At 25.2% G+C, this 24966-nt stretch carries 24 protein-coding genes and 1 tRNA gene; 9 read left to right on the forward strand and 16 right to left on the reverse strand.

Annotation, left to right across the window (positions count from 1 at the left end; translation table 11 throughout):
- Positions 1-124 precede the first annotated feature (124 nt).
- Positions 125-766 carry an orotate phosphoribosyltransferase gene (pyrE, locus tag BAKON_RS02845; RefSeq protein WP_014499687.1) on the forward strand — a complete coding sequence of 214 codons (642 nt, stop codon included), beginning with the start codon at positions 125-127 and terminating at the stop codon, positions 764-766.
- A gap of 9 nt (positions 767-775) precedes the next feature.
- On the opposite strand, the gene dut is transcribed toward pyrE, so the two are convergent.
- The 14 genes from dut to pgi form a co-directional block, all read right to left on the reverse strand.
- A complete protein-coding gene (gene dut, locus BAKON_RS02850) occupies positions 776-1234 on the reverse strand; it encodes a dUTP diphosphatase (RefSeq protein ID WP_226989533.1) in 459 nt (152 codons plus the stop codon).
- A gap of 43 nt (positions 1235-1277) precedes the next feature.
- The gene (gene cysQ, locus BAKON_RS02855) at positions 1278-2024 is read right to left on the reverse strand and encodes a 3'(2'),5'-bisphosphate nucleotidase CysQ (RefSeq protein ID WP_014499689.1); all 747 of its coding nucleotides are present in this window, start codon (positions 2022-2024) and stop codon (positions 1278-1280) included.
- Between the two features lie 44 nt (positions 2025-2068).
- Entirely contained in the window at positions 2069-2521 is a 453-nt protein-coding gene (gene rplI / locus BAKON_RS02860; RefSeq protein WP_014499690.1) for a 50S ribosomal protein L9, read from the reverse strand.
- Between the two features lie 42 nt (positions 2522-2563).
- Positions 2564-2791 carry a 30S ribosomal protein S18 gene (gene rpsR / locus BAKON_RS02865; protein ID WP_014499691.1) on the reverse strand — a complete coding sequence of 76 codons (228 nt, stop codon included), beginning with the start codon at positions 2789-2791 and terminating at the stop codon, positions 2564-2566.
- 123 nt (positions 2792-2914) lie between these two features.
- Positions 2915-3256, reverse strand: a complete 342-nt coding sequence (gene rpsF, locus BAKON_RS02870; RefSeq protein WP_014499692.1) for a 30S ribosomal protein S6 — start codon at positions 3254-3256, stop codon at positions 2915-2917.
- Between the two features lie 159 nt (positions 3257-3415).
- Positions 3416-5614 carry a ribonuclease R gene (rnr, locus tag BAKON_RS02875; RefSeq protein ID WP_014499693.1) on the reverse strand — a complete coding sequence of 733 codons (2199 nt, stop codon included), beginning with the start codon at positions 5612-5614 and terminating at the stop codon, positions 3416-3418.
- A gap of 141 nt (positions 5615-5755) precedes the next feature.
- Positions 5756-7051: an adenylosuccinate synthase gene (locus tag BAKON_RS02880; RefSeq protein ID WP_014499694.1), complete on the reverse strand. Its 1296-nt coding sequence runs from the start codon at positions 7049-7051 to the stop codon at positions 5756-5758.
- Between the two features lie 50 nt (positions 7052-7101).
- On the reverse strand, positions 7102-8202 hold the full coding sequence (hflC, locus tag BAKON_RS02885) for a protease modulator HflC (RefSeq protein ID WP_014499695.1): 1101 nt from the start codon (positions 8200-8202) through the stop codon (positions 7102-7104).
- A 2-nt stretch (positions 8203-8204) separates the two neighbouring features.
- On the reverse strand, positions 8205-9425 hold the full coding sequence (hflK, locus tag BAKON_RS02890; RefSeq protein WP_014499696.1) for an FtsH protease activity modulator HflK: 1221 nt from the start codon (positions 9423-9425) through the stop codon (positions 8205-8207).
- Between the two features lie 158 nt (positions 9426-9583).
- Entirely contained in the window at positions 9584-10492 is a 909-nt protein-coding gene (miaA, locus tag BAKON_RS02895) for a tRNA (adenosine(37)-N6)-dimethylallyltransferase MiaA (RefSeq protein ID WP_044005669.1), read from the reverse strand.
- 35 nt (positions 10493-10527) lie between these two features.
- Positions 10528-12279 carry a DNA mismatch repair endonuclease MutL gene (mutL, locus tag BAKON_RS02900; RefSeq protein WP_014499698.1) on the reverse strand — a complete coding sequence of 584 codons (1752 nt, stop codon included), beginning with the start codon at positions 12277-12279 and terminating at the stop codon, positions 10528-10530.
- A 36-nt stretch (positions 12280-12315) separates the two neighbouring features.
- Positions 12316-13473, reverse strand: coding sequence for a mannitol-1-phosphate 5-dehydrogenase (locus BAKON_RS02905; protein WP_014499699.1), 1158 nt, complete (start codon positions 13471-13473; stop codon positions 12316-12318).
- 44 nt (positions 13474-13517) lie between these two features.
- Positions 13518-15416: a PTS mannitol transporter subunit IICBA gene (locus BAKON_RS02910; RefSeq protein WP_014499700.1), complete on the reverse strand. Its 1899-nt coding sequence runs from the start codon at positions 15414-15416 to the stop codon at positions 13518-13520.
- A 190-nt stretch (positions 15417-15606) separates the two neighbouring features.
- Entirely contained in the window at positions 15607-17259 is a 1653-nt protein-coding gene (pgi, locus tag BAKON_RS02915; RefSeq protein ID WP_014499701.1) for a glucose-6-phosphate isomerase, read from the reverse strand.
- Between the two features lie 213 nt (positions 17260-17472).
- On the opposite strand from pgi, the gene orn reads away from it, so the two are divergent.
- From orn to BAKON_RS02930, 3 genes are all read left to right on the forward strand, one after another.
- A complete protein-coding gene (gene orn / locus BAKON_RS02920) occupies positions 17473-18021 on the forward strand; it encodes an oligoribonuclease (protein WP_014499702.1) in 549 nt (182 codons plus the stop codon).
- A gap of 98 nt (positions 18022-18119) precedes the next feature.
- Positions 18120-18192: transfer RNA gene (locus BAKON_RS02925), tRNA-Gly, on the forward strand.
- Between the two features lie 305 nt (positions 18193-18497).
- Entirely contained in the window at positions 18498-19172 is a 675-nt protein-coding gene (locus BAKON_RS02930) for an N-acetylmuramoyl-L-alanine amidase (protein ID WP_226989534.1), read from the forward strand.
- An 86-nt stretch (positions 19173-19258) separates the two neighbouring features.
- Here the strand turns inward: BAKON_RS02930 and rpmE are convergent, their stop codons facing one another.
- The gene (gene rpmE, locus BAKON_RS02935) at positions 19259-19477 is read right to left on the reverse strand and encodes a 50S ribosomal protein L31 (protein ID WP_014499704.1); all 219 of its coding nucleotides are present in this window, start codon (positions 19475-19477) and stop codon (positions 19259-19261) included.
- Positions 19478-19947: 470 nt separating this feature from the next.
- On the opposite strand from rpmE, the gene hslV reads away from it, so the two are divergent.
- The 4 genes from hslV (at position 19948) to BAKON_RS02955 (ending at position 23353) form a co-directional block, all read left to right on the forward strand.
- Complete coding sequence (hslV, locus tag BAKON_RS02940; RefSeq protein ID WP_014499705.1) at positions 19948-20478, forward strand: ATP-dependent protease subunit HslV; 531 nt, start codon at positions 19948-19950, stop codon at positions 20476-20478.
- 12 nt (positions 20479-20490) lie between these two features.
- Positions 20491-21822, forward strand: a complete 1332-nt coding sequence (gene hslU / locus BAKON_RS02945) for an HslU--HslV peptidase ATPase subunit (protein ID WP_014499706.1) — start codon at positions 20491-20493, stop codon at positions 21820-21822.
- 212 nt (positions 21823-22034) lie between these two features.
- Positions 22035-22517 carry an Hsp20 family protein gene (locus BAKON_RS02950; RefSeq protein ID WP_014499707.1) on the forward strand — a complete coding sequence of 161 codons (483 nt, stop codon included), beginning with the start codon at positions 22035-22037 and terminating at the stop codon, positions 22515-22517.
- Positions 22518-22594: 77 nt separating this feature from the next.
- Entirely contained in the window at positions 22595-23353 is a 759-nt protein-coding gene (locus BAKON_RS02955) for a ferredoxin--NADP(+) reductase (RefSeq protein WP_014499708.1), read from the forward strand.
- Positions 23354-23372: 19 nt separating this feature from the next.
- On the opposite strand, the gene epmA is transcribed toward BAKON_RS02955, so the two are convergent.
- Positions 23373-24347, reverse strand: coding sequence for an elongation factor P--(R)-beta-lysine ligase (gene epmA, locus BAKON_RS02960; RefSeq protein ID WP_014499709.1), 975 nt, complete (start codon positions 24345-24347; stop codon positions 23373-23375).
- Between the two features lie 70 nt (positions 24348-24417).
- On the opposite strand from epmA, the gene coaD reads away from it, so the two are divergent.
- Positions 24418-24915 carry a pantetheine-phosphate adenylyltransferase gene (coaD, locus tag BAKON_RS02965; RefSeq protein ID WP_014499710.1) on the forward strand — a complete coding sequence of 166 codons (498 nt, stop codon included), beginning with the start codon at positions 24418-24420 and terminating at the stop codon, positions 24913-24915.
- The last annotated feature ends 51 nt before the right edge of the window (positions 24916-24966 follow it).

Here is a 24966-nt window from a genome sequence, read left to right on the forward strand (position 1 = left end):
AAAATTAAATTTTTTTATATGTTATCTAATAAAAATAAAATCATGCTAATTTTTAATATTAATTTAAATTATTAATATACAGAATTCTATTGTAAATTTTTACATTAATTAGGATTTAATTTTTATGGACTGGAAAAAAAAATTTATCGATTTTTCTTTTAAAAAAAAAGCATTACAATTTGGATCTTTTAAATTGAAATCAGGACGTACCAGTCCTTATTTTTTTAATTCAGGATTATTGTCTACAGGTACAAATATTATCGAAATCGGTTTATTTTATGCTCGTTCTATAGTAGATTCAAAGATGAAATTCGATGTTTTATTTGGTCCAGCATATAAAGGTATTCCTATAACTGTAACTACTTCAATAGCATTAAAAAATTATTATGATTTAAATATTCCATATGCTTTTAATAGAAAAGAATATAAAAAACATGGAGAAAAAGGCGATTTAATTGGTGCTACGATATATAAAAAAAGAATTATTATTCTAGATGATGTAGTTACATCAGGTAAAGCAATACATCATTCTATTAAAATTATTGAAGAACAAGGAGCAGAAATTTCTGCCGTATTCGTTCTTTTAGATCGTAAAGAAAAAGGAGAAAGAGATTTATGTACTATTAATCATCAGAAAAATAAAAAAAAATACGAAATTATTTCTATTATTACAATTGAAGATTTAATATCTTATTTATTAGAAGATAAAAAACTAAAAAAACATATACCTAAATTAATAAAATACCGTGAAAAGTATGGAATTTAAAAATTTTTATTATATTATACCAGAATGACCAAAACCTTTATTTGAACGTAAAGTTTTTTTAAATTCTTTTACTAAAGAAAAAGACGGTCTAATAATCGGCACAAAGATTATTTGCGCTACTCTATCATCTGGATTAATATCAAAATCTTTTTTACTACGATTCCAGAGAGATATCATTAATTGACCTTGATAATCAGAATCAATTAAACCAACTAAATTGCCTAAAACAATACCTTTTTTATGACCTAGACCGGATCTAGGTAAGATTAATGCAGTAATATTAGGATTTGCAATGTATATTGCTATCCCGGTAGGTACTAAAATAGTTTGCTGAGATTTCAATTTAATTTTTCTTTCTAAACAAGCTCTAAGATCGAGACCAGATGATCCTAAAGTCGCATATGAAGGCAAAGAAAAATTTTTTTTTATACGCGAATCTAGTATCTTTATTTCAATATTATTCATAATAAAATTACATCCTTCTCAAAAAATAAATGTTTTTAGAAAATAATTATGCAGATGCATAAAAACTAGCATTAACAAAAGAATAACGAGAAGATAACGAATAATTTAAATCTTTACCTGACCATGTTTTTACTTCTCCTCCAGCCGCAATAATAATAGCATGACCGGCTGCCGTATCCCATATATGAGTATTACCAAAACGCGGGTAAATTTGAGCAGTACCTTCAGCTATCAAACAGAATTTCAATGAAGAACCTAACTTTTTAAGTTTATAATTTTTTATTTTTTCCAAATAATTTTTTAATTCTTTATCGGGATGTGAACGACTAGTAACTAACAACGGTACATCTGCTTGAGCAACATTAATTTTTTCTTTTATACCTAAATTGTTTTCTTTCCAAGCATTTTGATGAAATGAAGAATACAAAGTATTAAAAAAAGGAGCGTATATTACTCCTAGAATAGGTACTCCATTCTTAATTAAACTAATATTTACTGTAAACTCACCATTTTTTTTTAAAAATTCTTTAGTTCCATCTAATGGATCGATTAACCAATAATTATTCCAATGGCGATTGTTTATAAAATTATGTGATTCTTCTTCAGAAATAATTGGAATGTCAGGAGTAATTAATAAAAGTCCATTTTTAATTATATTATTAGCTTCATAATCAGCATTAGTTATAGGAGTATTATCTGACTTATAAGAAATATTGACAAGTTTTTGATTATTATAAAATTTCATAATACAACTACCTGCATTTCGTGCTAACTGACAAATTTGATCTAACATTTTATGCCGTATATTTAATAGGATTAAAAAAAAATTTAATAAGATTAATTTTTTGAAATTATATTAACTATAAAATCAATAGAAACCTTGCTATGTGGCTGAAAGATAACTTTGTGTTCGCCTACTTTCCGCAGTAAACCATTAGGTAATCGGATTTCTTTTTTATTAATTTTTATGCCTAATAATGTTATTTCTTTAATAATATTTCTAATTCCTACAGAACCGAATATCTTGCCTTCTTTTCCGACTTTCGAAAAAATGTTTATAGAACTTATTTTTTTTAATTTTTCAGCTCTTGATTGTGCTATAAGAAATTTACTAATATTTTCCTGTTCTAAGGCAATACGCTGAGCTTCAAAAGATTCAATATTTTTTTTATTTGCTAAGATAGCTTTTCCTTTTGGAATTAAAAAATTTCTTGCATAACCAGACTTAACATTTATAACTGTACCTGAATCACCTAATTTATGGATTTTAGATAAAAGAATAACTTCCATGGTCTTTTTTCTCTTTTTTATATATAATAAATTTAAATTATCTTATCGATGTTGATCAGTATACGGTAACAAGGCGAGATAGCGTGCTCGTTTAATAGCTCTAGATAATTGTCTTTGATATTTTGCTCTGGTGCCAGTGATGCGACTGGGAACAATTTTACCACTTTCTGTTATATAATTTTTTAAAACAACAACATCTTTATAATCTATTTCTTGAACACCTTCAGCAGTAAAACGACAAAATTTTCTACGACGAAAGTAACGTGCCATTTATTTTTCTCCAAAAGAATTATTATGAATAATAAATTGTTGTATTATTTTTCATAATATACATTTTAAGATTTAAATATTAATTTATATTTTGTTTGATAAAAAAAATATACATATATCAAATTATTTTTTTTCTTTTTTATCATCTTTTAATTTTAAAATAGGTGACAACTCTATAACTGCTTTCTTCATAGACATGATAAGATTACGAAGGATTATATTATTAAAACGAAATTCTGTTTCTAAAAGAGTAATAGTCTTAGGAAAAACTTCTATATTCATTAAAATATAATGTGCTTTATGCAGCTTGTTAATTGAATAAGATAGTTGGCGTCTACCCCAATCTTCTAGACGATGTACCATTCCGCCATTATCGTTAATAATGTTTTTATATTTTTCAATCAATAATGGTATTTTTTCACTTTGATCAGGATGAACCATAAATATTATTTCATAATGACGCATTAAAGTGCTCCTTTTGGTTTATTGAGCTTCCTCATAAGATGATTTTATAGATATTTTTCAAGGAAGCAAGGAACTTTTTTAAATATTATAGATAATTATTTTATAATATTTTAATTTTTTTAAAAAATCAACACTGTTTTATATTTTTAAAAATAAAAGTTAGTTAGATTTATATAATGATAGTTCTATTTTTCTTTCATTTAAATTAACTGAGACTACTTTAACTTTTAAAGTATCACCGAGACAATAAGTATTTTTACTAGACTTACCAATTAATTTTAATCCTAAAGAATCAAAATAATAGTAATCATCATGCAAAGAAGCTATATGAACTAAACCATCAATAAAAAATTGATTTAAACGGACAAAAAAACCAAATGAAGTCACGTTAGAAATAACGCCATCTAATATACAACCGATCTTTTTATACATAAAATCACATTTTAACCAATCGATCACATCTCTACTTGCTTCGTCTGCACGTCTTTCAGTTATAGAACAATGTACTCCTATTTTTTTCATTTCATTTGTAGTATATAAATGAGAATCACACAAATTATAATTGTTTGAAGATGTATTCTTATTTTTTTTTGATATTAAATGTTTAATAACTCTATGCAAAATAAGATCGGGATAACGTCTAATAGGTGAAGTAAAATGAACATAACTAGATAAAGATAAACCAAAATGACCCCGATTATCTGGAGAATATACAGCTTGTTTCATTGAACGTAATAATATCGTTTGAATCATTTCATATTCAGGAAGATTAGAAACATTTTTTAATAAATTTGAATAATGAGTAGATTCAGGAATATCTCCTCCTGATAATGTAAGTCCTAATTCATTTAGAAACAAACGAAAACTAAGAACATTTTCTTTTTTAGGACGATCATGGTTGCGAAACAAAACAGGATGTTTATGTTTTTCAACAAAATAAGCTGAAGCTATATTTGCTAAAATCATACATGATTCAATTAGTTTATGTGCATCATTTCTGATATTTTGATAAATATCTTCAATACGAGCATTAGAATCTAAAATAAATTTAGGCTCTATATTTTCAAAATAAATACCTTTTTTAGAAATATTATCCTTGTTTAATATTTTCTGCAAACACGACAAATTCTCAATATCTTGTAAAAATTCTTTGTATTTAGAGCGTAAAAAAATATCACCATTCCAAATTTTAAAAATCTCATTATATGTAAATCGTCCATGAGAACATATAATTGCTTCATAATGCTTATAATCAATAAGTTCTCCTTGATTTGATAAACTCATTTCACATATCAAACATAAACGTTCTACATTAGGATTTAAAGAACATAAATCAGTAGAAATTTTTTCTGGTAACATAGGAATAACTGATGAAGGAAAATATATAGATGTACCTCTCTCTAGTGCTTCTTTATCTAGAGGAGTATCTGGTTGAATATAAAAACTTACATCGGCAATAGCAACCCACAGATTCCAACCCGCTTCTGAGTTTGATTTTTTTTTACAAAAAACGGCATCATCAAAATCACGAGCATCTTCATCATCAATTGTAAAAAAAGGGAAATGTCTTAAATCTACACGGTTTTTAAAATCATGTTGATTTGTTTTATTGCTAATTTTACATATTTGTTTTTCAATTTCTTCTGACCATAAAGACGGGATAGAATATGTTCGTAATGCTATATCTATAGCTAAATTAGTACCCATTTCTTTTCCAAGAATTTCTACTATAAATCCTATCATTTTATTATTTCTTATAGGATGTTTTTTTAATTTTACGACTACAATAGATTCTATAGGAATATCTTCTTTAATTGCTGAAGAAATAAAAATCTTAAAACTAAAACGCGTATCATCTGGAATCACAAATCTAATTTTATTCTGAACGTAATATCTACCGACAATTAATACATTATTGCGTTGTAATATTTTTAAAAATCTTGCTGAACTTCTTCTTTTTCTATGAGTATTAATAATGTGAGCAAGAATAATATCACCATGAATACAAAATTTCATTTGTTCTGATGAAAGCCAAAGATCGTCTTTTAATGTTTCTGTTCTAAGAAAACCATAACCATCTTTATGTCCTATAACTGTGCCTTTAATCACTTTGAGACTTTCAGAAGCAATGTAACAACGATTTTTAGTATATATAACTTGGCCATCTCGTTCCATTGCTCTTAATCTTCGACGTAACGCTTTTTTTTCTTCTTGATTATAAATGCTAAATTTTTTTTCTATTTTTTTTTGACTTATTAAATCTGAATATTTTTTAAGCCATGATGAAATATATTCTCGACTAGGAATGGGATTTTTATATTTACTAGCTTCTCTTTTTTGGTAGGGATCTACTACCATATTTACTTCTCCAAGTATATTATTTTATAATATAATTATATATTAATAAATTTTAATCTGTTTAATTTATTAAGACTGTAACTGAAGCGGAAATTAATATTTAATTATTATTTAGTTCTTCATGATAAAAAAATTTATTTTTTAACAAAAAAAGACATCTCTAATTAAAATAATATCGGAACGATCAGGACCCGTAGAAATAACGTCAACAGGAGTTTGTGTTATTTCTTCTATACGATTTATATAATTACGCGCCTCATAAGGCAGATCTTTTAGTTTTCTGATACCTAATGTTTTTTTGGTCCATCCAGAATAGGTTTCATATACTGGTATTATATTTTCCCACTCATCTATATTAGGAAATGATACAATTTCTGAAGTATTAATATTTTTATAAGCAGTGCAGATTTTTATTTCATTCAATCCATCTAAAACATCTAATTTTGTTATACACAGACCAGATAAAGAATTGATATGTACTGATCGACATAAAGATACTGCATCTAACCAACCAGTACGTCTTTTACGGCCGGTTGTTGAACCAAATTCGCAACCTTTTTGTGAAAAATGTTTATCTACATCATCAAATAATTCAGTAGGAAAAGGTCCATGACCAACTCTCGTAGAATATGCTTTTGTTACGCCCAGTATATAATGTAAATGTTTAGGACCCACTCCTGTACCTGTAATAACACCGCCGATCGTACTATTAGAAGAAGTTACATAAGGATATGTGCCATGATCAATATCTAAAAAACTACCTTGTGCTCCTTCAAAAACTATTTTTTTCCTGTCTTGGATAGCGTTATGTAAAATACTAGTAGTATCCTGTATCATATCATAAATTAAATCTATTGTTGGCAACAAATCTCTTAAAATAATTTTATAATCAACAGGTTTATGTTTATAAAAAGATACTAATTGGTGATTATAATAACTGACTATTTTTTCCAAACGCGTTGATAAAGTTTTTTCATTTTTTAAATCTCCAATACGTAAAGCTCTTCGTGCAATTTTATCTTCATAAGCTGGTCCAATACCTCTTCCTGTTGTACCTAATGCACTAATGCCTAGTTTTTTTTCACGTGCTATATCCATTTCGATATGATATTGTAAAATTAAAGGAGAAGCACTAGAAATAAATAAACGTTTATCAATAAAAACATTATTGGTTTCTAACATTTTTATTTCTTTTATCAATTCTAAAGGAGACACTACTACACCATTGGCAATAATTCCAATTACATTATCATGTAATAATCCCGATGGAATTAAATGCAAGATAATTTTTTTTCCATTGATAACTAAGGTGTGACCTGCGTTATGTCCTCCTTGATATCTTACAACATAGGCACTATTTGAAGTTAAACAATCTACTATTTTTCCTTTTCCTTCATCACCCCATTGCGTTCCTAATATTACGATATTTTTATTCATTTCTATATAATACCTATTTTGTTAAATATTTTGAACGGTTATATTGACAATTATCGGCTTTCGATATCAATCATTTTATTCATATATTGAAAAAAATCATTATCTGAGTCGATTAATATAATATTTCCATTATTTTTAAAACTGTTTTCATATGCACGTAAACTGCGAATAAAAAAATAAAAATCAGGTTCTTTGCTAAAATTTTCTGCAAATAATTTTGTAACTTCAGCTTCTCCTTGACTTTTAATGATTAAAGCTTTTTTTTGTGCTTCTGCTAGTATTATAGATACTTTATAATCTGCAGTTGCACGTAATTTTTCAGCTTGTTCTTGTCCTTGAGAACGTTGACTTCTAGCTACTGCTTCTCTTTCGGCTCTCATTCGATTATATATAGCTTCAGAAATCTCAATAGGCAGATTAATTTGCTTAATACGAACGTCTACTACTTGAATTCCTAATGCATTCATGCTATTAATATTCATCGTTAGAGAGTTTTTTTCAAGAGATTTTTTTTCAAGAGAGTTTTTTTCAAGAGAGTTTTTTTCAAGAGAGTTTTTTTCAAGAGATTTTTTTTCAAGAGAGTTTTTTTCAAGAGAGTTTTTTTCAAGAGAGTTTTTTTCAAGAGAGTTTTTTTCAAGAGAGTTTTTTTCAAGAGAGTTTTTTTCAAGATTAACAGTTCCTTTATTTAATGAATGCAAAACATCAGTTGTTAATTTTCCTCTTGAATCAGTGATAATTTCTTTAACATCAAGACAACCTATTTCAGAACGTAATCGATCATTAAATTTTCTCTTTAATAATACTTCAGCTTGAAAAACATCTCCTCCTCCAGTAGCAAGATAATAACGACTAAAATCATTGATGCGCCATTTTATATAAGAGTCAATAATAAGATCTTTTTTTTCTTTCGTAACAAAACGATCTGCTTGATTATCCATAGTATGAATTCTTCTGTCTAACATTTTAACAGTTTCTAAAAACGGTAATTTAAAATGTAATCCAGGATTATATACTACTATTTTTTGTTCGTTATTACGTAAGACTTTACCAAATTGCAAAACAATACCACATTCTCCTTCTTTGACGATAAAAAAAGAAGAAGATAAAAAAAGAAAAAAGATACTTGACATAAAAATAAAAATTTTGTTCATATTCATTCTCTCTCTATATTTTTAAATTCACTTCGAATAGAATCAATATGACGTTGTTCTAAAATATCATTAGAAGGCAATGAAGAAAGAAAATTAACATTTTTTTGTTTCTTGTCAAAAAAAGAACTATTTTTATTAAACTCAATGTTATTTTTAATGTTTTTATTAAGCAGTTTTGCATGAGAAAAAAAATTATCCAATGATAAAAAAAACATAGTATTACTTTTCTTGTTAATAAATATTTTTTTATTTTTACTTAATAATCTTTCCATAGATTCTATATAAAGACGTTTTAAAGTAATATTTTTAGCTGTTCTATACTCAGGTAAAATTTTAGAAAAACGGGTAACTTCTCCTTGAGCATTTAGAATCATACGTGAAGAATATGCTCGAGCTTCTTCTAAAATTCTTTGTGCTCGACCATTAGCTCTGGGCTGTACTTCATTAGAATAAGCTTCCGCTTCACGTACATACTGTTCACGATTTTCACGTGCTGCAATTGCATCATCAAAAGCGGCTTTAACTTCTTCAGGAGGTCTAGCTGTTTGAAAATTAACATCTAATATTGTAATTCCCATTTTATATGGTTTAATTATTTCTTCGATTTCTTTTTGAGTGTCACTTTTGACTAAAGTACGCCCCTCTGTTAGTATTCGATCCATAGTTGAACGTCCAATAACACCTCTTAATGCACTGTCTGTTGCTTGACGCAAACTATCATCTGGATAACAGACAGAAAAAAGATAATCAGTAGGTTCAGTTATTTTATATTGTACATTCATCTCTACGCGCACTAAATTTTCATCTGAAGTTAACATGATACCTGAAGTTGCTAATTCACGGACAGTTTCAACATTTACAGCTTTAACTTGATTAAAAAAAATAGGTTTCCAGTTTAATCCTGGCTGAACTAAATGACTAAATTTACCAAAACTAGTAACTACTCCGCGTTCAGCTTCTTTAATGGTATAAAAACCACTAATACACCAAATAAAAAAACTTATAAATATCATTATTAAAAAAGGATGAATTATTTTTTTTGATGAACCTGAAGAATTATTTCTTTTAATAATAATGTTTCTAAGACTATATAAAAAATTTTTTATATCTAATACAGTATTTTTTTTTTCATGTTTATTATTTGAACAGTTTTTATTATTTCTGTTCTTATTCCCCCATGGATCAAATTCAGATTTATTATCATTTGGTTTGTTCCAAACCATCTTATACCTCATTTTTTAGTTTTTTGCCAAAATAAATTTTAAAAATAATTTAAGCAATTGTATTCTTTTTGATAATAAGATATAAAAAAGATATTATTAAAATAACACATCTTCTATTTTTAAAAATAAAAAATCCAATTTTTATAAAATAAATAAAATTATTCAGATAATTTAGTTTTTTGAAGCACATCTAATATTTTTTTAACTAAAACATTAGGAATCGAATTATATAATATTTTATTAAGATTTTCCCATTTTTTCAACCATGTTAATTGATGTTTAGCAAGTTTTCTCGTAGCATATATCATCTTATTTAACATTTCTTTATAACTGTTTTTGTATTCAAGATACTCCCACATTTGACGATATCCTATACATCGAATAGATGGCAAATTTACATGTAAATCTCCTCTTAAAAAAAGATGTTCTACTTCTTTTTGAAAACCTAAAATCAACATTTTTTTTATACGTAATTCAATTCTATTATTTAACCATTCTTTATTCGGGGGTATAATAGCGAATTGAAAAATATTATATGGTAATTTATAGTAATTATTTTTTTTTAGTTCTGTTACACTTTTTCCAGAAAGATAAAACACTTCTAAAGCTCTGAGTAATCTTTGAAAATCATTTTTATGAATTCGAGCAGCTGAAACAGGATCTATCAATTCTAATTTTTTATGTAAGAAATTTTTTTCATTTTTTTTGTCTAGTAAATATTCACGAACTTTAATATTAGATGATGGCAAAATAGATAATCCATTTAGTAATATATTATAATAAAACATTGTTCCACCAACGAGACAAGGTATTTTCTCTAATTTAATGATATCATTGATTTCTTTCAAAACATCTTTTTGAAATTCTCCAGCTGAATAATTTTCAATAGGATCTTTGATATTTAATAAACGATGAGGATGACTAGATAGATCAGAAGCACTCGGCTTGTCTGTTCCAATATCCATTCCACGATAAATTAACGCAGAATCTACACTAATTAATTCTATTGGCAAGTATCTTCTAAGACATATAGCAAGCTTACTCTTACCACATGCCGTAGGTCCCATTAAAAAAATAACAACAGGTTTTTTTTTATAAAAAATCATATTTTTAAAATACATAAGGCTGCATTAATATTTATTTTTTGTAATAATTTTTGTGGAGGATTTATTAGTAATAAAGGACAATAATGTTCTATTTCTAAAAGTACTTTAATTCCATTAACAAGAGTCCAGTTTTTTGATTCTACAAAAATATTTATATAAAACCAATTTACTATTTCCGAAATTAAGACTTGTTGTTTAAGAAATAAAAAAGCGAAAAAATTTGATATTATTAGATCAAGGTTTCGTTTTTTTAAAAAATTAGGAACAGAAGATAAAATAACATAGTTTTTTTTAAAAATTAAATTAAATCCAATTTTTAATAAAATTTCTTTATTATTAAATAAAATTATATATTCTTCAGACGTAAGATTAACTTTAATATTACTTAAAGAACATTCAGGTATAATTTTTTCTTCAATATTGTTTTGTAATATTTTTTTTCTGACTATTGCGTTAGCTAAAGGCAATGAAATTAATGAAAAATTATTACGATAATAAATTAAACCATAATATTTACGTACAATTATTAATAATTTTCCAATAGAACATTTATATTTTTCTAAATAAGTATCAGAAAGAAGATTATTGTATTTTTTTTTTATAATTATATTTTTAGTAATATTTTTTTTTTTAAAAGACAGTAAAGAGACTAATCTTAAAAAAATAAAATTTAAGGAAGTTAAATTAGATTCTTTTTTTTCATATACGTTATTTTTTTTGTATAAAGAATTATTTAATAAAAAAATTTTTTTAATTTTTTCTAAATTATACAAAACAGTTTCATAAATAAATGTATAAATTATATTAGGTCTATGAAATCTAATTTCATTTTTAGTAGGATGGATATTAACATCAATATTATGAGATGCGATTTTTAAATACAAAACAAATGATATGTTTGTTTTTCCTATTACTTTATGATAAGCAGAATGAACAGCATTAATAAAAATATTATTATAAACATATCGCTTATTAACATAGCAATATTGAATATTTTTTAATACTTTAAAATCGTAAGGATTAGATATCCATCCAAATAAAAGCATATTATATCTTTTTTCTTTTATTTCTATAAACTGATTTTTATCAACTATGTTCAATATATCTTTTAATCTGTTAATTTTATTTTTTTTGTTATTTATAGCATTGTATTTTATAATTAATTTTTTATTATGTTTAAGAGAAAAATTTATATAGAAATAAGATAAAGCTATTTTTTTTATTACTTGACAAATCCTTGAAAATTCTAATTTTTTATTTTTTAAAAATTTTAGACGTACTGGCATGTTATAAAATAAATTTTCTACTATAATAGTAGTGCCTTGAGGATGTCCTGTAGGTTGTAAATCAACACTATTACTAATAAATCCTTCTAAGTATATTTTCCAAGCCACTTCATCAAATTCAGTACAAGAAATTAAAGTTAATCTTGAAACAGCTCTGATGCTAGCTAACGCTTCTCCTCGAAACCCAAAAGTAGTCAGTGTATCTAAATCTGATAATGAATTGATTTTACTAGTAGCATGATGAGAAGCCGCAAGTAATAAATCGTTTTTATGAATACCGCAACCGTCATCTTTTAAGATGATGGATTGAAAACCGTTTTTTTCTACTAAAATATCAATATTTTTTGAACCAGCATCTATGCTGTTCTCGATAATTTCTTTAATAACTGACGCTGGACATTCAATGATTTCTCCAGCAGAAATTTGACTTGATAAATCAGATGGTAATATACGAATAGGCATTACCTTGTTCTCTAAATTTTTTTAATTAATCTTAATTTATTGAATTGTTTTCAAAATTGAATTGTATTCTAAAATAATAGCATCTACTTCTTTACTATTGACAGGTAAATTAGAAATTTGAATTAAAGTATTTTTTAAACCTTGTTTTTTTATTAAAGATGCAATTCGTATTGATTCTGCATCTTTTGAATTCTGATAATAAAATGCTGCTGCAATACCTTTTACTAAATTAGAATAAGGTAGTTGATATTTAATAGCTCCTAACAAAGGTTTTATTAAACGTTCTTCTCTTCCTAATTTTTGTAATGGATTTCTTGCTATACGTGTAAGGTTATCTGATAAAAAAGGATTTTCAAGACGCAAGAAAATTTTTTTAATATAAGATAAATGATCATTTTTATTAAATTTATAACGTTTGATTAATACTGATCCGCTTTCCTCCATAGCAAATCTTACAATACTGCGTATTTTTTTATCTGAAATAGCTTCCTTCATAGTTTTATATTTTTTTATCAAACCCAGGTAAGCTGCTACAGCATGTCCGGTATTTAATGTAAATAATTTACGCTCTATAAAAGCAATTAAATTATCACTTAACTTCATATCAATTATTTTTGGTATTGTTCCTTTAAATTGAGTGATATTAACAATCCATTCTTTAAATTCTTCGGCAATTAAAGATAAATCATTATTGTTTTTAAAAAAGGGTATGATTGTATCAATACTACAATCTACAAAACCAATATATTTTTTTAGATATTCTTGATATTTCATAGGTATTTTCTTGAGAATTTCTTGTTTTAGAAAAGAACTTGCTCTAATTTTATTTTCACAAGCAATAATATTAAGTGGTTGTATAGATTGATTTTGAATTTTTAAGATTATTCCATACATAATAATTGAAGCAATTTTATCTAATGCCCGAGGGCCTACTGCAGTAGTAATTAGATTAACTGAAGCAACTATTTTTATAATGTTTGGATCATTAGAATTTACAGCACTTACTTTTTTAACATCAACAATCTTATCTTGATTAGCACCAACTATTTTTACTGAATATTTTTTTTTACAATTAATAGCATCTACTATATCTTGATTAACATCAGAAAAAATAACATTAAAACCAGATTCTGATAACGTTTTACCAATAAAACCACGCCCAATATTTCCGGCTCCAAAATGCAGTGCTTTCATAATTAAGTCCAGTAAAATTTTATATTAAAATTAATAGCAGCACATTAAATTTTTTCAATAGTCAAAAGTGACAAGGCCTCTTTTGTGCTAGTAGTATTAGATAATATTTTAATTGTATCTTTATTATCTAATGCATTAGTAATGCTACTTACTACCATGATATGCTCGTTATTCTTGGCAGCAATACCAATTACAAGATAAGCAATATCATCGATATCTTCTCCAAAAAGAACACCTTGTGGAAATTGACAAAAAATTATCCCAGTTCTTAATATAGAATCTTTTGCCTCGATAGTTCCATGTGGTAAAGCTATTGATTCTCCTAACCAAGTAGAAGCTATTTTTTCTCTTTCTAACATGGAATTAATATAATCAGATTTGACATAACCTTGCTTTACTAAGTGCTTCCCGACAATATTGATCGCTTCTTCTTTATTATTTGCATACTGGTTAAGAATAATATCATGTTCACTTAACTGAAATAAATTATGTGATGTTTTTATATTATTTATTTTTAAAGAATTACTAGGATTATTTTTTAAATCACGTGTACTTTTTATTAATTGTTTTACTAAATTATCATAAAAATTATTGTTAAGAAAGTTTTTTAAAGATATATGCTGAGCATCTGGTGCGTATTCTTGAGCCCTATGAGTTAAATTTTTATGTGTAATTACTAAATCTGCATTTTTAGGTAATACATTGATTGCCATATTTAAAATAGAAATATGGTTTAAATTGGCACTTTTTATTTTTTTACGAAGAATGCTTGCACCCATAGCACTAGATCCCATTCCCGCATCACAAGCAACGATAATAGTTTTAATTTCACTAAATTTAATAGTATCAAAATTATCTTGTAATATTTCTATATTTAAATGATTTTTATGTTTATTGATATTTTTTCTACTATCTTGATTAAAAGTATAAAAATTAAATTTTAATAGTATAATAGAACTAATAAAAGAAATTATAAAAGAACAAAAAATAGAAGTAATATTAGCAAAGTAAAGATGTTTAGGTGTCAAGGCTAAAATAGATAAAATAGAACCTGGTGACGCTGCTGAAATTAAACCGCCATGTAATAAAACGAGCATAAAAATACCGCTCATACCACCTAAAATAAGAGAAATGATTAATTTTGGTTTAATTAAAACATAAGGAAAATAAATTTCATGTACTCCTCCTAAAAATTCAATTAATGCTGCTCCTCCAGAAGATCTAGATAATTCACCTTTTCCAAAAAAAAACCATGCCATTAAGACACCCAATCCTGGACCTGGATTAGATTCGATCAAAAAAAATATAGAGCTGTGTTTATCTAATGCATCTTGAATACCTAAAGGAGAAAAAATGCCATGATTTATAACATTATTTAAAAAAAATATCTTAGCCGGTTCTATAACAATAGCGGTAAGAGGCAATAAATTATAAGATACAATAATTTTAATTAATTCTCCTAAAATAAGAGAAATCCATTCAATAAATGGACCTATTGTAAAAAATGAAATTATTGCTAATAATATTCCAAATATAGCAAGAGAAAAATTATTAACTAACATTTCAAAGCCATTTTTTATCTTATTTTCTATTTTTTTATCAAAATATTTTATTACCCAACCACCTAAGGGTCCTACAATCATTCCACCTAATAACATTGGTATATTAGTACTGGTAATAACTCCTATAGTAGTTATACTGCCAACTAAACCTCCTCTAGAACCGGAAATTAAACTACCTCCAGTATATCCAATTAAAATAGGTAAAAGATAGAAAATTATAGGAGATATTAGTTGTTCTAAATTCTTATTAGGTTGCCATCCTAAGGGCATGAATAAAGCAGTCATTATTCCCCATGCAATAAAAATACTTATATTAGGCATTATCATATTACTTAAAAATCGACCAAAATTTTGTATTTTTAATTTAATTAATATCAACATAATAACCACTCGTATTCTTAAAAACTAAAATTTTTAAAATAATTTTAAAGTAAAGAATTAATAATTGAATTATTAATTAAGTTTTTTAAAAGATAAATATTTGTCTGATGTATACATATAGTATTTAAAAAAAATTTTAATCTACTAAATCTACTATTTAATTTTAACATTCTTTTTAAGAATAACATTTTTATATCATAAAAGATTTATAAAAATTTATAAGACCTTTAGTTGAAGAATCATAACACTTATCTTTGATATTATTATTAGTTAAATAATCATAAATATTTTGAGATAATTCTTTTCCTATTTCCACACCCCATTGATCAAAACTAAAAATATTTAATATATAACCTTGAACAAAAATTTTATGTTCATATAAAGCAATTAACGCTCCTAAATTATAAGGAGTAATTTTTCGGATTAAAATTGAATTACTAGGTTGATTACCTTCACATATTTTGAAAGGTAAAATTTTATTTATATTATTATGATTTTTTTCAGAAAGCATTAATTCGTTTAAAACAGACTCTTTAGAATTACCAAAAGCTAGTGCTCGTGTTTGAGCAAAAAAATTAGATACTAATTTTATATGATGATTATCTAAATCATTATGAGAAAAAACTGAAGCAATAAAATCACAAGGAATTAATTTAGTTCCTTGATGTATTAGTTGATAAAATGCATGTTGACCATTAGTGCCCGGTTCACCCCAAATAATAGGACCAGTTTGATAGTCTATTCTTTCTCCATTTCTATTAATTGATTTACCATTAGATTCCATATTAGATTGTTGAAAATATGCAGCAAAACGATGCATATATTGATCATACGGTAATATTGCTTCTGTTTCAGAATTAAAAAAATTAGTATACCAAATACTAATTAAAGCCAACAATACCGGAATATTTTCATGATAACTGGCACTGTAAAAGTGATTGTCCATAGCATGAGCACCGTCTAAAAACTTTTCAAAATTATCAAATCCTATAGATAATATTATAGACAATCCAGCTGAAGACCATAATGAAAAACGTCCGCCTACCCAATCCCAAAATTTAAAAATATTATTAATGTTGATTCCAAAATGTAAAACATTTTTTATGTTAGCTGATAAAGCAAAAAAATGCTTATCTAAAGTATTTTTACTTTTTGAATAACGTAAAAACCATTTTTTTGCACTATATGCATTAGTTATAGTTTCATCTGTTGTAAATGTTTTTGATGCAATTAAAAAAATAGTCTTTTCAGGATTAATTTTTTTTAAAACTTCAGATAAATGAGTGCCATCTATATTTGATACATAGTGCACGTTTAAATGATTTTTATAAGGACGTAATGCTTCACTTACCATATATGGTCCTAAATCAGATCCACCGATACCAATATTTACAATATCAGAAATTGATTTTCCGGTATAACCTTTCCACTGTCCATTAATAACCATTTTTGAAAAATCTTTCATTTTTTTAAGTACAGCATTAATTTCTAACATAATATTACAATTATTTACAATAATAGGACGATTAGCTCTATTACGTAATGCTATGTGTAATACAGAACGATCCTCTGTTTTATTAATCTTAGCACCAGAAAACATTAATTTTATTCCAGATTTTACATCAGTTTCTTTAGCTAAATTTAATAAATACATTAAAGTTTCATCACTAATGCGATTTTTTGAAAAATCAATTAACATTTCATTTTTAAATAAAATTGAAAATTTTTTAAATCGATTTAAATCAGATGAAAAAAGATCACTTAAGTGAATATTTTTTATTTTTTTAAAATGATTTTTTAAATCATAATAAGATTGAGTATTATTGAAATTGATATTTTTCATAAAAGAATGGATCTCTCTCAAAATGTATAATAAATTATTTAATTTTTTTATATAAAAATATTTTATATTATTCAAAATAATATATTTCTAATCAAAAAAATTTTATATATAATATAATTAGCACATATAATATAAAAATTAAATATTTCTATTATTCTTGCCTGAAATTAAATCTAATGTTAAATATAATATATTTCATAATCATAAAAAAATATGCAAATTAATAAAAAAAATTTAATCTGGATAGATTTAGAAATGACTGGACTTAATCCTAAAATACATCGTATTATTGAAATTGCTACATTAATTACAGATACTAATTTAAATATTATTTCAGAAGGTCCAGTTATTCCTATACATCAAAAAAAAGAACAGATTCTACTAATGGATCAGTGGAATAAAAAAGTTCACACAAAAAATGGATTAATAAAACGCGTTGAAAAAAGTATATATAATGAAAAAAGAGCAGAATTTGAAACTATACTTTTTTTAAAAAAATGGGTCCCTATTCAATCGTCTCCAATTTGTGGAAATAGTATTGCACAAGATCGAAGATTTTTATTTCGATATATGCCAAAATTGGAAAATTATTTTCATTATCGATATATAGATGTTAGTACTCTTAAAGAATTAGCTTATCGTTGGAATCCAAAAATATGTGATAAATTTAAAAAAAATAGTAATCATAGAGCATTAGAAGATATTCATGAATCTGTTATAGAATTAGATTTTTATAAAAAAAATTTTTTGAAATTACAATAAAAATAATTTTTTAGCAAAGAAAGCTTGAAAAATATATTTTATATATATAAAATATACTTATATTTAAAAGATATTAAATTTTATACGTGTTTATTATTGCGGGAATAGCTCAGTTGGTAGAGCACAACCTTGCCAAGGTTGGGGTCACGAGTTCGAGTCTCGTTTCCCGCTTAAATTTCTATTAAAAATAATAATTAAATAGTTACTGTAATAAAAATATACACTTTAAAATTTAAAAAATATTTTTCTTGTAGATTAGACATAAAAAATTTAGGAAAATTTATGATTTTTTATTCTTATAAATGGATAATATTTTTTATATTTTTATTTGCATTTCAAACTGAAGCCAATAATAAAAATAATATTTTTTTAAAAACAATTATTCAAAAAAAAAAATAAATTTTTATACTGCAAAACAACCATCTAAAAAATACAAAAATAACAATATAATTTTATCAAAAAAAATCATAATAGTCATAGATGCAGGACATGGCGGACACGATCCCGGAGCAGTTAATGTTAAGGGAACACAAGAAAAAAAGATAAACATTGAAATAGCGCTTCGATTAAAAAAATTACTAAACAATGATAGTATATTTTATACAATTCTAACTCGTAATAATGATTCTTTTCTGTCATTAAAAAAAAGAAAACAATTTCTCAAAAAACATCACGTAAATTTATTGATATCTATTCACGCTGATTCTTCTAAAAAACAATATGTATCAGGAGCATCTATTTGGATGGTCTCAAGGACTAGAATAAATCGTGAAATTAATAATTACTTAAAAAAAAAATCGACGATGTTTTTATCTAAAAATATCGAATATATATTTAACGAAAATAAATACGATTTTTTTTTAAAAAAAACTATTCTAGATTTGCAATTTAATAATTGTCAAAAAATAGCATTAGATTTATCTAAAGAAATATTAAAACAACTTAAGAAAAATATAAAATTAAACAAAATATATCCAAATTATGGTAGTTTAGGTATATTAAGTTCTATTAACACACCTTCTATATTAATAGAAACCGGCTTTATTACAAATTTTCTAGAAGAAAAAAAGTTAAGAACTGCTGATCACCAAAATAAAATTGCTAATTCTATTTATTTAGCTCTTAAAAATTATTTTAATAATTCGTTTTGATTTCAAAAAATAAACATATTTAAAGGTGTTATCTTTATTATTAAGCATCTAAACATTTAATTTAAGATGCTTAAATTTTTTAAGTATTAGTTTAACTCTTTCTTAGTAAATTTAAAGCGTTTTTTAAATCTTTCAACACGACCTCCAGTATCAATAACCCTTTGTTTTCCTGTATAGAATGGATGACATTTTGCACATATATCTAAATTCAGATTATGATTAATAGTAGAAAAAACTTCAATTATGTTTCCACAAGAACAAGTAGCTGTTATCTTAGAATAACAAGGATGGATTTTTTTTTTCATATAGAACATTCCTAAATTCATTTTAAATATCTATATTTATTAGACAATTATTAATATATTAATACTAAAAAATTAAATTCATTTATATATATTTAATTTTAATATCTGTATCATTTATTTTTTTTATTTTTTTAGATATAAATTTGAAAAAATTTCCTCAAATAAAACATAAAAAAATTGTAAGAAATAAAAAAAATAATGAATTACTTCCTAAAGTAAAACAGAAATGGAAATATATTCACAAACTAAAAAATTTATAAAATCTATATTTTTTAAAATTAATAAAATTTAATTATTAGTCTTTTATATAATTGAACAAATTATTTAAAAAAATATTTTAAAAAAATAATATAACCAGAAAATCATACGTTATTTTAAAAAAAATAGCTAATTACATCTTATATAAAATATTTTATATTAATAGAAAATTATATAAGAAACAAAAATATTATTTTGAAGAGGTTTTTCTTGTGACCACAATATTAAGCGTAAGGTTAAAAAATAAAGTAGTAATTGGAGGTGATGGACAAGCAACTTTAGGCAATACAATTATGAAAAGTAATGTAAAAAAAATTAGATCTTTGTATCATGAAAAAGTAATTGCTGGTTTTGCAGGAGGAACTGCAGATGCATTTACTTTATTTGAAATGTTTGAAAAAAAATTATCTATGTATCAGGGTCAATTACAACGTGCAGCTATTGAATTAGCAAAAGATTGGCGATCTGATAGAATGCTACGAAAACTTGAAGCTCTATTAGCAGTTGCTGATAAAGAAACTTCATTAATAATTACAGGAAACGGAGATGTAATACAACCTGAAGATGATTTAATAGCAATAGGATCAGGAGGTTCTTATGCTCAATCTTCTGCTCGAGCATTAATAGATAATACTAATTTAGACGCAAATGAAATTGTAAAAAAATCATTAAATATCGCTGCTAATATTTGCATATATACAAATCATACCTTCACTATAAAAGAACTATTTTCAGAAAAATAAGGACTATTCTCTATGTCTGAAATGACTCCTCCTCAAATTGTTTCTGAACTTGATAAATTTATTATTGGTCAAGAAAAAGCAAAAAGAGCTGTCTCTATTGCATTAAGAAATCGTTGGCGCCGTATGCAGTTAAATAGTGAGCTTCGTCATGAAATCACACCTAAAAACATTTTAATGATTGGTCCTACAGGCGTAGGTAAAACAGAAATTGCAAGACGTTTAGCTAAATTAGCAAATTCTCCTTTTATTAAAGTAGAAGCAACTAAATTTACTGAAGTAGGGTATGTTGGAAAAGAGGTGGATTCAATTATTCGCGACTTAACTGATGCTGCGATAAAAATGATTCGAATTAAAAAAATTGAAACAAATAAAATTCGAGTAGAAGAAATAGTAGAGGAGAAAATATTAGATGTTCTTGTTCCTAGACCTAAAAAAAATTGGACAGAAAATGAAAAAAATGAAAGTCTTTTAAAAACAATTCAGATATTTCGAAAAAAACTACGCGAAGGTGTGTTAGATGAAAAAGAAATAGAAATAAATGTATTAGCAACTACTATGGGGGTCGAAATAATGGCACCTCCAGGAATGGAAGAGTTAACTAGTCAATTACAATCTTTATTCCAAAATTTAGGGGGACATAAAAAAAATAGCAGACGTCTTAAAATTAAAGATGCCATCATACTATTAAAAGAAGAAGAAGCAGCTAAATTAATTAATCAAGAAGAAATTAAAAAAGAAGCAATTAATGCAGTTGAACAACATGGCATAGTTTTTATTGATGAGATTGATAAAATATGTAAACGAGGTGATTCTTCTGGTCCAGATATCTCTCGAGAGGGAGTACAAAGAGATTTGCTTCCTTTAGTTGAGGGATGTACTGTCTCTACTAAATATGGCATGGTTAAAACGGATCATATTTTATTTATTGCATCTGGAGCATTTCAAACATCTACACCATCTGATTTAATTCCTGAATTACAAGGACGTCTTCCAATTAAAGTTGAATTACAAGCACTTACAATTGATGATTTTGAAAAAATTTTAACTGAACCTACAGCATCTATTACGACCCAATATAAAGCGCTGATGGAAACAGAAGGTGTTTGTATTAATTTTACGAAAGAAGGAATACGTAATATTGCAGAAGCAGCTTGGAAAGTCAATGAATCTATGGAAAATATTGGAGCTCGTCGATTGCATACTATATTAGAAAAGTTAATGGAAGATATATCATTTAATGCTAGCGACAATAAAGGCAATACGATTGAAATTAATTCAAGTTATGTGGGAGAACATTTAGATCAATTAATATCTAATGAAGATCTTAGCCGTTTTATTTTATAGTTTTATTTAAAATATTTGTCCATTATTATTTTTTTATAAAATGGATGAATATTTTTTGATATTATAAAAAATAAATCTAAATTAATTTAAAATTACTATTGAAAAAAAGAAATAAGACCCTACTATGAAATAAAACGTTTTTTGATTTTTTATAAGTCAATATTTAAAATATAAATATTCTATAACAAAAAAATATTAAAGAGGAACTGTCTATGTCTTATCGTTCTCTTTCATTTATACCAAATTTTAATGATCATGATATTTTTTCAAATAGATTTAATCAAATTGATAAAATGTTTAGTACTTTAACAGGAGAGAAACCGATATCTGACACACCAAAATATAATCTATGTCAAATAAACGATATTGAATATCAATTAACACTTAGTATTCCCGGATATAAAGAAAAAGAACTAGATATATCTGTACATAACAACCAATTGTCTATTCAAGGAAAAAAAGAAGATAAACAAAAAGTTAATAATGAAGAAAATTATAAATGGTTACATAAAGGGATAATGTTTAATAATTTTTCTTTAAATTTTAATTTAGAACACAAAATCAAAGTAAAAACAGCAGAGTTATCTTTAGGTTTATTAAAATTGAATTTTGAATGTAATATTCCAGAAGAAGAAAAACCTAAAAAAATATTGATTAATATTCCTAATGATACTAAAAAAATTGATAAAAAATAAAACTAAAAAAATAAAAAATCATTGTACTTATAAAAATAAGTACAATGATTTAACTAATATATTATTGAGAATAAATAATGAATCCATGGATTAACGCAGATGTTTTAACAGTAAAGAGATGGACTAAAAATTTATTCAGTCTTATTTTAAATGCTCCTATAGAACCTTTCTATGCAGGACAATTTACTAAATTAGCTTTATATAATAATCATACTTTAAATAAAAATAAAATCCAAAGAGCATATTCATATGTAAATGCTCCTAATGAAAAAATATTGGAAATTTACATTGTTCGTGTGCTTAATGGACAACTTAGTAATCTATTATATAATCTCAACACTGGTGATAAAGTTTTTATCAAAAAAAAATCATTTGGTTTTTTTATTATAGATGAAATACCAGATTGCGAAATATTGTGGATGTTTGCAACAGGTACTGGTATAGGTCCTTATTTTTCAATTTTAAAAGAAGGTAAAAATATGGATCGATTTAATCATATCGTTTTAACGCATGCAGTGCGATATCAAAATGAATTAACTTATCTGCCTCTCATGAAAGAATTAGATCAAAAATATAATGGAAAACTAAAAATTCAAACAATTACTAGTAGAGAAAAAAATAAAAACTCTTTATTTGGTAGAATACCTTCTTTATTAAAAAGTGAAATATTAGAAAAAAATATTGGTCTGTCAATAAATCCTGAAACCTCACATGTTATGTTGTGCGGAAATCCTTCTATGGTAAAAGATACATTTTTATTTTTAAAAAACAATAGAAAAATGGAAAAACATTTACGTCGAAAAAAAGGAAATATTACAATGGAAAATTATTGGTAAAATATTTTTTCTGTTAGTTTTAACAACGATCTAATGGAAAAGAAATAACTTCATTGATATTTTTTTTATTTAAAATCAACATAATCAATCGATCTAAACCAATAGCTACTCCAGAACAAGGAGGTAAACCATAAGATAAAGCATCTAAAAAAAAACTATCTATTTTTCGCTCAGGAAGATTGATAGAACAACGTTCTTTATTATCTTTGATAAAACGTTTTTTTTGTTCATTTGCATCTGTAAGTTCATAAAAACCATTCCCTATTTCTACTCCTTTGAAAAAAATTTCAAATCTTTCTGATATACGAGGATCTTTTGAATTAATAGCAGCAAGAGAAGCCTGTTCTGCAGGGAAATGATAAACAAATAAAGGTTTTTCTTTTGCTAGATTAGGCTCTATTTTTAATGTGAATAATAATTGTATGAATTTGCTTAAATTATTTTCAAGATGAGTCAAATGTTCTAATTTTAATTTTTTAGATAATTGATGTAATTCTAATAAATTAGTAGAAAGAGGATCGATATTAAAAAATTCTATAAATAAATCTTGATAAGAAATTTTATCTGATTTGTTACATCTTAATATAATTTTAAGAAATTCATCTATTTCTTTTATAAATTCTTTCATTGAATAAAATGGTTGATACCATTCTAACATAGTAAATTCTGGGTTATGATATCGACCTAATTCATTATTTCTAAAACTATGACAAATTTGATATATAGGTCCACTTTTAGATGCTAATAAACGTTTCATATGGTATTCTGGACTAGTAATTAACCATAATTTTAACTTATCAATATAATTTAATGAAAAATAATTAGTTTCAAATGATACTAAATTTACATCAGTAACTGTTGAACGTGACAAAATCGGTGTTTCTACTTCAAGAATATTTTTTTGTGAAAAAAACAAACGAATATTAGAGATAATTTTTGATCTCTTGATTAGATTTTTAATAGAAATACTAGGTTTCCAATTTTTTTTTTTCATTTTAATTTTCTTTAAAAATTTATTAAGGTTTAGAAAAATTACTTACCAATAGAATACAAAAATAAAAAATATGAATAAAAATGCAATATATCCAGGTACATTTGATCCAATTACATACGGACATTTAGATATTATAACACGTGCAACAAAAATATTTGATAATATAACTATTGCTATTTCCAATAATTTTAAAAAAAAACCCATTTTTAATTTAAAAGAACGAATAGAATTGACTAGAAAGGTCACACTTCATCTAAAAAATGTAAAAAAAATACTTGGATTTGATGATTTACTTGCTAATTTAGCAAAAAAAGAAAAAGCTAATATTTTAATTAGAGGAGTTCGAACAATATTTGATTTTGATTATGAAATAAAATTAGCGGCTATAAATAAACAAATTTATCCAGATTTAGATAGTATATTTTTACTTTCTTCTAAAGAAGTTTCTTTTATATCCTCATCTTTTGTTAAAGAAATAGCAAAATATAAAGGTGATGTAAAACCCTATCTTCCTGAAGAAGTTCATTCGGCATTATTAAGAAAGCTTAATCATTTTTCTATAAAATAAAAACGTATTTGTTAAAATAGTAGGGTAGACAATACCCTACTATTTTACTAA

This window comes from Buchnera aphidicola str. Ak (Acyrthosiphon kondoi) (assembly GCF_000225445.1).
In the GTDB taxonomy this organism is placed as follows: Bacteria; Pseudomonadota; Gammaproteobacteria; order Enterobacterales; family Enterobacteriaceae; genus Buchnera; species Buchnera aphidicola_A.

Bases quoted from the DNA above. Each gene is read 5' to 3' on its own strand.
- rpsF (WP_014499692.1), bottom strand. From the start codon at position 3,256: ATGCGTCATTATGAAATAATATTTATGGTTCATCCTGATCAAAGTGAA.
- cysQ (WP_014499689.1), bottom strand. From the start codon at position 2,024: ATGTTAGATCAAATTTGTCAGTTAGCACGAAATGCAGGTAGTTGTATT.
- pgi (WP_014499701.1), bottom strand. From the start codon at position 17,259: ATGAAAAATATCAATTTCAATAATACTCAATCTTATTATGATTTAAAA.
- mutL (WP_014499698.1), bottom strand. From the start codon at position 12,279: ATGCCTATTCGTATATTACCATCTGATTTATCAAGTCAAATTTCTGCT.
- rpmE (WP_014499704.1), bottom strand. From the start codon at position 19,477: ATGAAAAAAAAAATCCATCCTTGTTATTCTAAGATAACAGCTACTTGT.
- BAKON_RS02905 (WP_014499699.1), bottom strand. From the start codon at position 13,473: ATGAAAGCACTGCATTTTGGAGCCGGAAATATTGGGCGTGGTTTTATT.
- BAKON_RS02910 (WP_014499700.1), bottom strand. From the start codon at position 15,416: ATGTTGATATTAATTAAATTAAAAATACAAAATTTTGGTCGATTTTTA.
- hslU (WP_014499706.1), top strand. From the start codon at position 20,491: ATGTCTGAAATGACTCCTCCTCAAATTGTTTCTGAACTTGATAAATTT.
- pyrE (WP_014499687.1), top strand. From the start codon at position 125: ATGGACTGGAAAAAAAAATTTATCGATTTTTCTTTTAAAAAAAAAGCA.
- coaD (WP_014499710.1), top strand. From the start codon at position 24,418: ATGAATAAAAATGCAATATATCCAGGTACATTTGATCCAATTACATAC.
- rnr (WP_014499693.1), bottom strand. From the start codon at position 5,614: ATGGTAGTAGATCCCTACCAAAAAAGAGAAGCTAGTAAATATAAAAAT.
- hflK (WP_014499696.1), bottom strand. From the start codon at position 9,425: ATGGTTTGGAACAAACCAAATGATAATAAATCTGAATTTGATCCATGG.
- BAKON_RS02950 (WP_014499707.1), top strand. From the start codon at position 22,035: ATGTCTTATCGTTCTCTTTCATTTATACCAAATTTTAATGATCATGAT.
- rpsR (WP_014499691.1), bottom strand. From the start codon at position 2,791: ATGGCACGTTACTTTCGTCGTAGAAAATTTTGTCGTTTTACTGCTGAA.
- miaA (WP_044005669.1), bottom strand. From the start codon at position 10,492: ATGGGACCTACGGCATGTGGTAAGAGTAAGCTTGCTATATGTCTTAGA.
- orn (WP_014499702.1), top strand. From the start codon at position 17,473: ATGCAAATTAATAAAAAAAATTTAATCTGGATAGATTTAGAAATGACT.
- rplI (WP_014499690.1), bottom strand. From the start codon at position 2,521: ATGGAAGTTATTCTTTTATCTAAAATCCATAAATTAGGTGATTCAGGT.
- epmA (WP_014499709.1), bottom strand. From the start codon at position 24,347: ATGAAAAAAAAAAATTGGAAACCTAGTATTTCTATTAAAAATCTAATC.
- BAKON_RS02955 (WP_014499708.1), top strand. From the start codon at position 22,595: ATGAATCCATGGATTAACGCAGATGTTTTAACAGTAAAGAGATGGACT.
- BAKON_RS02880 (WP_014499694.1), bottom strand. From the start codon at position 7,051: ATGAATAAAAATATCGTAATATTAGGAACGCAATGGGGTGATGAAGGA.
- hflC (WP_014499695.1), bottom strand. From the start codon at position 8,202: ATGAACAAAATTTTTATTTTTATGTCAAGTATCTTTTTTCTTTTTTTA.